Source organism: Streptomyces sp. NPDC004327 (assembly GCF_042873935.1).
GTDB lineage: Bacteria > Actinomycetota > Actinomycetes > Streptomycetales > Streptomycetaceae > Streptomyces.
The window spans coordinates 162436-174872 of sequence record NZ_JBIAME010000001.1; the positions used below are offsets into that span (position 1 = coordinate 162436).

Here is a 12437-nt window from a genome sequence, read left to right on the forward strand (position 1 = left end):
GCGTCCAACTGCCGGAAGCGCCCGTGGTGTAGACCACGGGCGCTTCGCTGACCAGCGGTTTTGCTGGGTGTGGGGGGTGGTTCTGGTGCGACTCGCGAGCGAGTCGCGGTGGATCAGAAGGTCAGGCTCCACGAGTCGATGTAGCCGGTGTCACCCGAGGCCACATCGCGGACCTGGAGCTTCCAGGTGCCGTTGGCGACCGACGTCGACGCGTTGACCGTGTAGGTCGCGATGACGTTGTCGGCGCTGTCGGAGGACGACGAGGTCTTCAGGTTGCGCACGGTGCCGTCGGGAGCGACCAGGTCGACGACCAGGTCGCCGCGCCAGGTGTGCTTGATGTCGACCGCGACCTTGAGGGTGGCGGGCGCGTTGCCGGCGATGCCGGAGACGGTGATCGGCGAGTTCACGGTGGAGTTGTCCGGGATCTGGACGTCCGTCGCGTTCGTGAAGACGTTGCCGGCCGGCGGGGTGGTGGCGGTGACCGCGTTCACCGTCGCGGCGGCATCGGCGATGCCGGTGCCGCAGCCGCCGGTGCAGGTGCCGGGCAGCGGACGGGCGTTGGCCTTGATCGCGGCCTTGATGTCGGCCGGGGTCAGGCTCGGCTTGGCCGCCTCCAGGAGCGCGGCGAGGCCGGCGATGTGCGGGGCCGCCATCGAGGTGCCCTGGTAGGGCTTGTAGGTCTCGGCCGACTGGACCGTGGCGCCGGAGTTCAGCGTGGAGTAGATGCCGTTCTCGGGCGTGGTGATGGTGCCGGGCGTGTCGGTGGCGTTGCGGGTCTCGCCGCCGGGGGCCGCGACGTCCACGCGGGTGCCGTAGTTGGAGTAGAAGGAGCGGCTGCCGGCGCGGTTGGTGGCCGCCACGGTGATGACACCGGTGCAGTTCGCGGGCGTGAAGCCGGCGGTGTCCGCGTTGCTGTTGCCGGCGGCGACGACGACGGTGGTGCCGCGCGAGACGGCGCCGTTGATCGCGGTCTGGTAGACGCTCGGGCAGGTGGCGCTGGCGCCGCCCAGGCTCATGTTGATGACCTTGGCCGGGTTCGGGTTGGCCGGGACGCCCGGCACGGAACCGCCGGAGGCCCAGGTGATCGCGTCCGCGATGTCGGAGGACGAGCCGCCGCACTTGCCGAGCACGCGCACCGGCTCGATCTTCGCGTTGTACGCGATGCCCGCGATGCCGTTGGTGTTGTTGGTGACCGCGGCGATGGTGCCCGCCACGTGCGTGCCGTGCCACGAGGAGTTCGACGCCTTGGAGCCGGTGCCGCACTCGCCGTCGGTGGCGTTCCAGTCGCCCTCGTCCTTGGCGTCCGCGTCACGGCCGTTGCCGTCGCGGGCCGCGGTGGAGTCGGTGATGAAGTCGTAGCCGGCGACGACGTTGGACGCCAGGTCCGAGTGGGCGGAGTAGCCGGTGTCGATGACGGCGACGGTGACGCCCGCACCGGTCGTCTTGTCCCAGGCGGTGGGCACGTTCATGCCGCCGGTGGGCTCGAAGAGGTCCCACTGCTTGGCGTAGTCGGTGTCGTTCGGCGTGACCGCCATCGCGTACGCCCGGATGTCCGGCTCGACGGAGGCGACCTGCGGGTCGGCCTTGAAGGCGGCCATGACCTCGGCCACGTCCTGCTTGGTGGCGGAACCGCCCAGGTTCACGAGCGCGGCGCCGCCGGCCAGGCGGCGCTCGAACGCCAGCTTCTCGCCGGTCTTGGCGGCCTTCTCGGCCGCGTCGCCCTTCGCGGCGGCGTTGGAACCGGCCTCCGCGGACGAGGACTTGTAGGTGACGATGACCTTCTCGACCGGAGCGCTGGGCAGCGCGGTCATGGCCTGCGAAGCCGGGGCCGGCTTCGGGGACGGGGCGCCGGGGACGGCGGCGAACGCCCCGGAGGTGGTGGCAGCAGCGCCGAGGATCGCGGCGCTCGCGACCACCACGGATATGACTCTCCGCCTGGAACCGTTCAAGGTGGGGCCCTTTCGAATACGACGTGGGTGGAGCAGTGGCGGCGGCGCGGGAACCTCGGGGCGAAGTGGGGTCGCCGTCCGTGGTCCCCTGGGCGTGGGGGTCCCGTGCGCCGCCACCGGCGCTGACGGCCCGGGTCAAGGCCGCCGCCGGCGGACATTATCCATTGCTCCTCATGCACCTGACAGGGCGGAGGTGGGGTGGGATCTGCCGGTGCGGCAGACAGTAGGGAACGCCGAGGTGAACTCGATACGGGGAAAACCCTTGTCGGGGGGAGGGGGAGGCAGGGGAGGGGTGTGGGGGGCGCGGGTGGGACGGCGCCGCCTCCCCTGTGCCCGCGCCCGCCGGACCCCGCCGCGGTGGCCGTTCCGATGGCCGCGTTCGGGACTTCACAGTGACGGCGCGAAGTACGTGCGTCGCCTACCGAACGTCCCCGTCTCCGCGCCGTACATCACGCCTTACGTCCCGAACGCGGCCCCCTCCAGGGCCTCCGCCCCCCGCCGTCGCGCGCCCGCGAGCCCTACCCCAGCTCCAGCGTCGTCACCCCGAACACCCGCTCCCGCGCCACCGTCCGGATCGGCCCCGTGTACATCCGCGCGGTCTCGAACGTCGGCTCCAGACCCCGCTCCTCCGCCAGCCGCGCCGCCGCCGGGTTCGCCTCCGGCATGTCGACGGCGATGCGCGATGAGCCGAACGCGCGGGCCTCCGCCGCCAGGGCGTCGAGGAGGGCCGCCGCGTCGGCGGGCGTGTCGGCGAAGAGGGGGCCGACGCGGGCCTCGGACTCGGCGGGGCGTACGACGCCGTAGCCGGTGAGGCGGCCGTCGGTGAGCCGGACCAGGGCGCGGTGGCCCGGCGTGCCGAGCCACGGCGTCAGGAAGCGCGGCCGGTCCGCCGGGTGGCAGGCGCTGTCGTACGCGGCGAGCGCGACCGGATCCACCCGGTCCGCGGCCACCACACCCGTCACCGCCCGCTCCGGCACCTCGCCCACGTACCGCGCCGTCCGGTACGCCGTCACGAAGCCCGAGCGCCGGTAGTTGTCCTGCTGATCCGGCACCCCGTCGAGCCCCACCGTCCGCGCGCCCGCGTGCGTGAGCGCCGCCTGCCAGGTCGCCAGGCCGTGACCGAGACCGCGCTGATCCGGCCGTACGAGGTAGAACCCCAGGAAGGAGTAGTCGTCGCTGTAGTTGACGACCGAGATCGCCGACACCGGCTCCCCGTCGATCCGCCCCAGGAAGAAGCCGTCCGGATCCTGCGCGAAGAACGACTCCGCGTCCGCCAGACCCGGGTTCCAGCCCTCAGCCGCCGCCCAGGCGCGCACCAGCGCCCAGTCCTCCAGGGAGGCGGAGGAGATCGTCAACGACTCGGCCATGGGAGTCCCTTCGGCGGTGCGGGACGGGCGGGTGGGCGGCCGAGCATAGTGCCGACCGCCGGCCCTCCGGCACGCCACCGTCGCTTTCCGGCCGCGCCACGGAACCGCCCCCCGCCATCGAACCGAACACATGCACCCCGCGTCTTCCCGTCGTGGCACAGTCGAGCCACCCGCGCATCCGTCCGACACCTCGGGAGACACGGTCTTGGCATCGCCCCTTCTTCCCAGCGACCCGCGCCAGTTGGGCGGCTACTACCTCGACGGACGGCTCGGCGCGGGCGGCCAGGGCGTCGTGTACGAGGGGTACGACGCCGACGGGGCCCGCGTGGCCGTCAAGACCCTGCACGAGGCCAGCTTCGCCGACCGGGCGATGCTCCGCCAGGAGATACGCGCCTGGCGGCTCGTCGCACCCTTCTGCACCACCAAGGTGCTGTACGACGACCTCGACGGCCCCGTCCCGTTCATCGTCAGCGAGTTCGTGGCCGGACCCGATCTGCGCCGCGCCGTCGACGACGGAGCCCCGTACGGGCCGGAGGAGCTGCGCCGCCTCGCGATCGGCGTGGCCACCGCTCTCGTGGCCATCCACCGCGCAGGCGTGGTCCACCGGGACCTCAAGCCCGAGAACATCCTCCTCGGCTCCGACGGCCCCCGCGTCATCGACTTCGGCATCGCCCGCATCGTCGAGGGCACCGCCAGCGCCGGCATACCCATGGGCACGATGCGCTACATGCCGCCCGAGCGCTACCGCGGCGAGCACGGCGACGGCAAGGTCGACGTGTGGGGCTGGGGCGCCGTCGTCCTGTTCGCCGCGACCGGCCGCCACGCCTTCGGCGCCGACAGCGCGGCCGCGCTCACCTACCAGATCGCCTCCCACGACCCCGACACCTCGGACCTCGACGAGCCGCTCCGCTCCCTGGTGACCGCCGCCCTCGCCAAGGACCCCGCCGACCGGCCGACTTCGGAGCAGCTGCTCCTCTCCCTCGTCGGCCGCTCCGACCTCGCCGACGTCGTCGAGGGCGTGCCCCTCGGCACCCGGCCCGGGGACGCCGAGCCGTCCCGCGCGGACCTCGCGGAGGCGGCGTTCACCGGCCTGGACACCGCCGCCCAGGAGGCCGTCTCCCAGGTGCTGCTCCGCCTGGTCGCGCCCGGCGAACGCGCCGAGGACACCCTCCGTACCGCCTTGCGCACCGAGTTCACCGACGGCCTGACGCCCGAACCCGTCCTCGACCGGGTCCTGCGCGCCTTCACCGACGCCGGGATCCTGGTCTGGGAGGACCAGGCCGTCACCCTCTACAGCGCCGCGCTCATCCGCGCCTGGCCCCGGCTGCGCGACTGGGTCGAGGCCGAACGCGCCGGTCTCGGCCTGCACCAGAGACTCTCCGAGGCGTCCCGCGACTGGGACGGCAACGGCCGCAAGAGCGGCGACCAGTTCCAGGGCACGGCACTGGAACGCGCCCGCGACTGGGCCGCCACCGGCCGTCGCCACCTCACCCTCAACCGCGTCGAACGCGGCTTCCTGGAAGCCGCGGCCGAACTCGCCCGCCGACGGGGGAGGCTGCGCGTCTGGCTCAGCGCCGTACTCGCCCTGCTGACCGTCGTCGCCACGGGGGGCGTGGTCGTCGCCGTGGACCAGTGGCAGACCACGGTCGCCCAGCGCGACCGCGCCGCCTCGGCCCAGGTCGCGGGCGCCGCCCTCGCCGTCCGCCGCGACGATCCGCAGCTGGGCCGGCGACTGGCGATCGCGTCGGCGCGGCTCGGCGGGACGACCGAGTCGCACTCGGCGCTGCTCGCCCTGCGCAACCAGTGGGAGGACGACGCGGTCAGACTGCTCGACTTCGCCCCGACGTATGCGGCCCTGGACGCCACCGGCCACACGCTGGCGGCGGCGAACGGCACGCGGCTGGAATTCTGGAACGTGGACGCGCGCAAGAGGATCGGTTCGTACACGGCGCCGGCGCGGGTCGACCTGGTGGACCTCTCCGACGACGGCAGGACAGCCGCCGTGCGGACCCTGGACGGCTTCACGCGCCTGATCGACGTGCCCACGGCCCGTCCCCGTGACGCGCACGCCTACCCGAGCAGGAACGCGGGGACGGGGATCAGCCCGCACGGCACGTATCTGATGGTCGAGTCGATCGATCCGTCCTCCCTCGTCATCTGGGACACCCGCACCGCCCGGAAGGTCATCACCGTGACCCCCCGTGGCCGCGGCATCTCCTTCCTGATGCTGAACAGCTCCTTCTCGCCCGACGAGTCCGTGGTCTCGCTTCCCGGCGCCGATCCGGTGCACCGCTTCACCTGGTACGACACCCGCACAGGGAAGAAGCTGCCCGTCCCCCTGCCCTACGCGGGACTCAAGGTCGCCGACACCAAGGGCCCCGTCGTCTTCAGCCCGGACGGCATCCACGCGGCGGTCCTGACCAAGCAGGGCACCGTAAGCGTGTTCGACCGGGCCGAGGGGTGGACCGGCATCGAACTCAAGGGCGCCGAGGTGGACTCGGACTATCCGCTGATCTTCAGCAACGACGGCCATTACCTGGTGCAGGGCACCGTGGTCTGGGATGCGACCAGGACCGGGATCGACGACCCCGTCATGCGCTTCTCCACCACCCAGAGCGAGTGCTATTTCCACACGCCCCCGCGCTTCGGCGTGAGCCGGTCGAAACTCCGTTGCGCGGGAACGGACGGCGTCGTCCGCTCCCTCGACATCGGGTTCTTCACCCATCCCGCCAAGGAGGCCCACCGGTTCCAGTCCAGCACCGTCCTCTACTCCAACGCCGTCGTGAGCGCGGACCGGCGCACCTTCGCCCTCGTCGACGGCCACGACATCGACATCTGGTCCCCGCTGACACGGACGACGAGGTTCACGGTCGTGACGGAGGAGTACGTGGACGATCTCCGGCTGAGCCACGACGGTCGGCTGCTCGCCGTTCGCATGGGCACCCGGATCGAGATCTGGGACCTCGGCGGTCGGACGGCCGGGAAGGCCACGGGGCGCGGCACCCTGACGGTGCTCAAGGAGAGCGACGTCAGCGGAACGCTCGTGGACTTCGCCTTCTCGCCGGACGACGGGTCGCTCGCCGTGCAGGCCGTGACGGCGGACGGCAACAACACGCTGGCCTTCTGGGACCTGGCCACCCGGCGCCGGACCTTCGAGACGCACAAGGACCTCGGTCCCGCGGCCGACGGCGCCGCGGTCCTCTTCGCGCCCGACGGCAAGAGCCTGATCGCCGCCCCGAACTTCGGCAGGATCGCCTTCCCGTCCGGCGCCGTCCTCGCGAAGGGCTCCTCCGGCCTGGAGGTGGACTCGATGAGCGACGACGGAACGAAGCTCTACAGCCACCCCCGCGGCTTCCGGCCCGTGATCCGGACCCTGGACGCCCGGCGCCTCGTGCCCGTGGGCGACGACCTGCGGACCGGAAGCGTGTGGGGCCCTCTGCTGGCCTACGAGAACGCCACCGCCGTCTCACCGGACGGCCGCACCTTCGCCACCGTCCACCAGGCCGGAGTCCTCTACCAGATCAAGCTCTGGGACGCCGGCAGCCGCATCCAGCTCGGCGTCCCGATGACCGGATCCCACGACGACATCACGGCGCTCGCCTTCGCCTCCGACGGCTCGGCACTGATCGCCGTGGACAGGGAGGGCCGTTCCGTCACGTACACCCTCGACCCCGAGCGGCTCATCCGCGAGCTCTGCGCCCGCTCCGGCGGTCTCACCGAGGAGGAGTGGCGGGCCCACATCCCGGACGTGCCCTACCGCAAGACCTGCTGACCGCCGCCGGTCGCCTAACGCGCCGGCTCGGGCAGCGGATCCGTCACGACCAGGGGCTCCGGCGCGGCCGGCGGTTCCGGTACGTCGCGGAGCGCGCGTACGGCGAGCGGCGGGGCTTCGCCGGGTGCGCCGCCGGGCCGGGCCGGGGGCACCGCGGCGTAACCTTCCGCGGCCACCGCCCCGGCCCCCGGCTCGCCCTGCGCCCCCGACGTCAGCAGCACCACCCCGCGCGCCGCCACCAGCGCACCGGCACCGGCGATCAGCCAGCCCCAGGCGCCGGCGCGGAAGGTCTCGCCGAGGAGGGCGACGCCGATGACGGCGGCGGCCGCCGGGTTGGAGAGGTTGACGACGGCGAGGGGGGCGGCGAGGCCGCCGCGGTAGGCGGCCTGGGAGAGGAGGAGGCCGCCGGCCGCGAACGTGGCGATCAGGACGGCGAGCAGCGCCGTCTGCCACCAGCCGCTCGGGCCGCCGGGCAGGTCGCGGGCGAGGGCCGTGGTGAGGGTCTGGGTGAGCGCGGAGCCGACGGCGGAGGCGACGCCGGACGCGGTCGCGTGCCCGAGCCCCTGGCCGCGCGCGCCGGTGCCCATGCGGGCCCGGGAGCGGGACGCGAGCAGCGCGATGAGCAGCAGCGTCACGGCCGTGACGATCAGGGTCTCGCGCAGGTTCAGGGCCTCGTCGGGCTCGACGGGGCCGGTCACGGCGACGAGGCCGACCAGGCCCGCCAGGGTCCACAGGGCGCCGCGCCACTCGGCCCGGGTGACCCGGCGCCGCGCGCCGTACGCGCCGATGGGCAGCGCGGCGACGAGGGTGAGCGCGCCGAGCGGCTGGACGAGGGTGAGCGGTCCGTAGTGCAGGGCGGCGACGTGGGCGAGGGCGCCGGCGGCGTTCAGGCCGACCGCCGACCACCACTGCGGGCGGCCGAGCAGCCGCCGCAGCGCGCCCTGCCCGCCGGCGGAGGCGGACGCGAGCCGTGACTGGGCGACGGCGGCGAGGGCGTACCCGGCGGCGGAGACCAGCGAGAGGAGGACCGCGAGGACGGTTCCGGTGGCGCCGTTCATCGCAGGGCTCCGGCGGTCGCGGCGGCGGTGACGGGGGTGAGCGGCGGCAGTGGGCGTGGGCCGGGTCCGCGCCACGGGGCCGGTACGGCGAGCAGCGCGAGCCCCAGCAGGACGGTGGCGGCGAGCGCGTCGAACCAGTAGTGGTTCGCGGTGCCGACGATCACGAGGAGGGTGACCAGCGGGTGGAGGAGCCAGAGCACGCGCCAGCGCGAGCGGGTGGCGGCGATCAGACCGATCGCGACCATCAGCGCCCAGCCGAAGTGGAGCGAGGGCATCGCGGCGAACTGGTTCGCCATCGAGTCGGTCTCCGGCGTGGCGCCGTACACGCTCGGCCCGTACACCCGCGCGGTGTCGATCAGGCCGCTCGCGGCGAGCATCCGCGGCGGCGCGAGCGGCATCAGCAGGTGCAGCGCGAGCGCGGCGGCCGTGACGAGGGCGAGCACCCGGCGCGACCAGACGTAGTGGCCGGGGCGGCGCCAGTAGAGCCAGGCGAGGAAGGCGATCGTGGCGGGGAAGTGCACGGCCGCGTAGTAGGTGTTCGCCACCCGGACCAGACCCTCGCCGTGCAGGAGGAGCTGCTGGATCGCGCCCTCGCCGGGCAGGTGCAGTGCGCGCTCGGCGTCCCACACGCGGTCGGCGTTGTGGAAGGCGCGCGTCTCGTGACCGTTCGCGAAGAGCCGGCCGAACTTGTAGACGAGGAAGAGCGCGGTGACGAGCAGCAGCTCGCGCACGAGCGGCGGTCTGCGTATGCCGCCTGTTCCGCCTGTCTCGCCCGTCTCGCCCGTTCCGGCAGCCATGGCACGGCCCCTTTTTCCCTCAAATCGGACAACAAACGCAGGAACTCTAGATCCGATTTCATCGAGACGCAAGCGTCTCGATACGTTTGCGTCTCGATTGTGCACCCCCTACTCTCGTATGTGCAGGGAAAGGTGTCCGGTGGGGGACCGGCGGGGTAGGGGATGTCCGGGAGGAATTCGATGTCCACGCAGGCCGCGACCGCTGCCGCCCGGCGCAGCAAGCTCACCCCCGAGCGGGAGGCCGAGCTGTACGAGGCGGTCATCTGCCTGCTGCGCGAGGGCGGCTACGACTCCGTCACCATGGAGGGCGTCGCCGCCCGCACCAAGTGCGGCAAGGCCACCCTCTACCGCCAGTGGGGCACCAAGCCCCGGCTCGTCACCGCGGCCCTCGACAAGCGGCGCTGCGCCGTCTTCACCGGCATCGACACCGGCTCCCTCGTCGGCGACCTGCGCGAGGCGGCCCGGATCGCCGCCACCAGCCGCGACCGCGACGCCGAGCTGATGGAGGCCGTCAGCCAGGCGTACATCGCCCACCCCGACCTGCGCGCCGCGCTGCGCGAGACCGTCATCGAACCGGAGGTCGCCGCCCTCGACGCGATGCTGGCGCGCGCCGTCGAGCGCGGCGAGCTCGCCGCCGACAACCCGGCGATCGGCTTCGTCGCCCCCTGCTTCCTGGGCATGCTCCGCATCGAGCGCCTCTTCGAGGACCGCTTCGCGGACGCGGAGACGATGCGGACCTTCGTGGACGCGGTCATCCTGCCGGCGCTGAAGGTGCGGCCCTCGCACGGCGGGGCCACCGAGGAGGCCGAGCGGTCCGGCGGCTCCGAGGTGTGAGGGGCCCGCCCCTCCGGCACCCTGAAGCCATGCCCCACACCCCGCCGCCCGTCGGCCCCCGCGTCCGCGTCCGGCGCGTCTACGAGCCGCCCGAGCCCGCCGACGGCCTGCGGGTCCTCGTCGACCGCCTCTGGCCGCGCGGCCTCGCCAAGGCCGACGCGCACATCGACGAGTGGCCCAAGAGCCTCACGCCCTCGACCGAGCTGCGCCGCTGGTACCACGGCACGACGGGGGAGTACGAGGAGTTCCGCCGCCGCTACGAGGAGGAGCTCGCCGAACCGGCCGCCGCCGAGGCCCTCGCGGCGCTGCGCGCACGGGCCGCCGAGGGCCCCGTCACCCTCCTCACCGCCACCAAGGACCCGTCCCGCAGCCACACGGAGGTCCTGCTCCGGGCCCTGACGGCGCCGTGAACCGCGCGCAGCGACGACGACGTGGCCGAGTGCCCTGACTACGACGTGGCGGCGCGATCCGTCCGCGCCCTGGCCGCGCCCTGGCGGCGCGATCCGACCCGCCCTGACCGTGCCCTTGCGGGGCGTCCCGACCGCGCCGTGACCGCCGGCCCCGACAACGACCGTGGCCGAGCGCCCTGACCGCGCCCTGGCCGCGCGATCCGACCACGACATGATCGAGCGAACCGGCCCCGCCCCGGCCCTGGCCGTGCGCCCCGACCGCGTCCGCGACGCGGCCCTCCGTACGCCATTTCGCGCCACCCGCGGGCACGCCCCCTGGTCACCGGCACGCGCCCCCTTCACCATGGCCGCAGCACACCGCACCCCGCACCGCACCTGCACCGCACCCCGCTCCCCGCACCCCGCCCCTGCACCGCACCCCGCACCCCGACCGTGAGGAGGCACCGCGTGGACCCGGCTCAGCGGACACGTCACGACCGGCTCGACGAGCTCCAGCGCGACCCGTACCCGCTTTACGACCGGGCCCGCCGCGCCGACGGGCTCACCTACGAGCCCCTCCTCGACGCCTGGCTGGTCTCCCGCGACGCCGACGTCCGCGAGGTGCTGCTGCGGCCGCAGGACTTCTCGTCCGCCCAGTCCCTGCGCCCCGACGTCCAGCCCGCGCCCGCCGCCCTCGCGGTCCTCGGCAGCGGCTTCGCGCCCCGGCCCACCGTCGTCTCCACCGACGGCCCCGCCCACCGCCGCCACCGGGCGCCGCTCAACAGCGGCCTGTCCGCCGCCCGGGTCGCCGCGCTCACCCCGTACATCACCCGGCAGGCCGAGACCCTCGCCGAGGAGTTCGCCGCCACCGTCGCCGCCCACGGGCGCGCCGACCTCATGGCCCACTACGCCCGCCGCCTCCCGGGCGCCGTCGTCGGCCGCCTCCTCGGCCTGGACCCGGCCGACGTGCCGGCCGCCGTCCACGGCTCGTACAGCGCCGAACGCCTGCTCTTCCGCCCGCTCCCCGAGGCCGACCAGATCGCCGCCGCGAGGGACGTCCTCGCTCTGCAGGAGCTGCTCGACCGCTACGCCCGCGACCGCCGCGCCGAGCCCCGCGACGACCTGATCACCACGCTCGTCACCGCGCTCGCCCCGGACGCCGGACTCGGCCCGGGGCCGCGCGAGCTCACCGACGACCAGCGCTGCGAGCTCGTCGCCAACCTCCAGAACCTGCTCATCGCCGGGCACCTCACCACCACCGCGCTCATCGGCACGACCGTGCTCCACCTGCTGCGCCACCGTGACCAGTGGGACCTGCTGCGCAGCCGGCCCGACCTCGTCCCGGCCGCCGTCGAGGAGGCCGCCCGCTACGACACCGCCGTCCAGGGCTTCCGCCGCACCACCACCCGGCCGGTCACCCTCGCCGGCACCGAACTGCCCGCCGGAGCGACCGTCTTCGTCGCGTACGGCTCCGCCAACCGCGACCCGGCCCGCCACGTCGACCCCGACGTCTTCGACATCACCCGGACCCCGGCACACACGCGCCACCTGGCCTTCGGCCACGGCCCGCACGGCTGCCCGGGCTCCCAGCTCGCCCGCGTCCAGCTCCGGGCCACGCTGCACGCGCTGACCCGTCGGCTGCCCGGACTGCGGCCGGCCGACGACCGTCCCGTACCGATGCTGCCCACCCTCATCCACCGCTCGCCGGGCGAACTGCTTCTCACCTGCTGAGCCGCGGCGCCGCCGCCGCGGCGTCCGGCACCTCCCCGCCGGCCTCCACCCGGCCCGCCAGCTCCCGTGCCCACGCCGCGAGCCCCGCGACGTCGACCCCGTACGTCTTCGCCCCCGGCCCCCGCCCCACGTACTCCTCGACCCGACCGGCCCCGCGCCGCAGCAGCCGCGCCCCGCCCGTCGCGTTCCCGCGCGCCGCGTGCGTCAGCCCCACGGCCAGCTGGGCCAGGCCCTGCCACAGATCCCGCTCCCCGGCCGGCCCCGACTTCCACGCGTCCTCGAACACCTCATGGGCATGGAACGGCATGCCCGCATCAAGCAGCCGCTGTGCCTCCCGCACCGTGTCCCCGGGCGCCCGCACCACTCCCTCAGGCTGCCGCGCCACCCCCTCGGCCCCGTACGCCAGCGGCCGCCCCAGCCCGTCCCGCGGCCGCGCGCTGCGCGCCCGCCCCGCCCGATCCCGATCCCTGTCCACCGGTCCATTCTGCTCCGCACCCCGCGGTGACACCCCGTGTGCTGATCCACCCCATGACGTGAGGT

9 protein-coding genes are annotated in these 12437 nt (G+C 74.0%); 4 read left to right on the top strand and 5 right to left on the bottom strand.

What is annotated here, in order from left to right:
* Positions 1 to 113: 113 nt before the first annotated feature.
* On the bottom strand, positions 114 to 1811 hold the full coding sequence (locus ACFYU9_RS00600) for a S8 family serine peptidase (RefSeq protein WP_389210366.1): 1698 nt from the start codon (positions 1809 to 1811) through the stop codon (positions 114 to 116).
* Between the two features lie 656 nt (positions 1812 to 2467).
* Positions 2468 to 3316: a GNAT family N-acetyltransferase gene (locus ACFYU9_RS00605; protein WP_389209476.1), complete on the bottom strand. Its 849-nt coding sequence runs from the start codon at positions 3314 to 3316 to the stop codon at positions 2468 to 2470.
* Positions 3317 to 3521: 205 nt separating this feature from the next.
* On the opposite strand from ACFYU9_RS00605, the gene ACFYU9_RS00610 reads away from it, so the two are divergent.
* Complete coding sequence (locus tag ACFYU9_RS00610; protein ID WP_389340974.1) at positions 3522 to 7088, top strand: protein kinase; 3567 nt, start codon at positions 3522 to 3524, stop codon at positions 7086 to 7088.
* 14 nt (positions 7089 to 7102) lie between these two features.
* Here the strand turns inward: ACFYU9_RS00610 and ACFYU9_RS00615 are convergent, their stop codons facing one another.
* Both ACFYU9_RS00615 and ACFYU9_RS00620 read right to left on the bottom strand, forming a co-directional pair.
* Complete coding sequence (locus ACFYU9_RS00615) at positions 7103 to 8146, bottom strand: DMT family transporter (RefSeq protein WP_389340977.1); 1044 nt, start codon at positions 8144 to 8146, stop codon at positions 7103 to 7105.
* Entirely contained in the window at positions 8143 to 8943 is an 801-nt protein-coding gene (locus ACFYU9_RS00620; protein WP_389209481.1) for a phosphatase PAP2 family protein, read from the bottom strand. Before ACFYU9_RS00620 ends, ACFYU9_RS00615 begins: the two co-directional genes overlap by 4 nt.
* A 180-nt stretch (positions 8944 to 9123) precedes the next feature.
* Here ACFYU9_RS00620 and ACFYU9_RS00625 point away from each other — a divergent pair, with 180 nt between their 5' ends.
* The 3 genes from ACFYU9_RS00625 to ACFYU9_RS00635 all read left to right on the top strand — a co-directional run bounded on the left by ACFYU9_RS00625 (position 9124) and on the right by ACFYU9_RS00635 (position 11897).
* Entirely contained in the window at positions 9124 to 9777 is a 654-nt protein-coding gene (locus tag ACFYU9_RS00625) for a TetR/AcrR family transcriptional regulator C-terminal ligand-binding domain-containing protein (protein WP_389340980.1), read from the top strand.
* Between the two features lie 29 nt (positions 9778 to 9806).
* Complete coding sequence (locus tag ACFYU9_RS00630; RefSeq protein ID WP_389340983.1) at positions 9807 to 10187, top strand: DUF488 domain-containing protein; 381 nt, start codon at positions 9807 to 9809, stop codon at positions 10185 to 10187.
* A gap of 447 nt (positions 10188 to 10634) precedes the next feature.
* Complete coding sequence (locus ACFYU9_RS00635; RefSeq protein ID WP_389340986.1) at positions 10635 to 11897, top strand: cytochrome P450; 1263 nt, start codon at positions 10635 to 10637, stop codon at positions 11895 to 11897.
* Here the strand turns inward: ACFYU9_RS00635 and ACFYU9_RS00640 are convergent.
* Positions 11887 to 12405: a DUF309 domain-containing protein gene (locus ACFYU9_RS00640; protein WP_389340989.1), complete on the bottom strand. Its 519-nt coding sequence runs from the start codon at positions 12403 to 12405 to the stop codon at positions 11887 to 11889. The two genes, ACFYU9_RS00635 and ACFYU9_RS00640, sit on opposite strands and share 11 nt — an antisense overlap.
* Positions 12406 to 12437 lie beyond the last annotated feature (32 nt).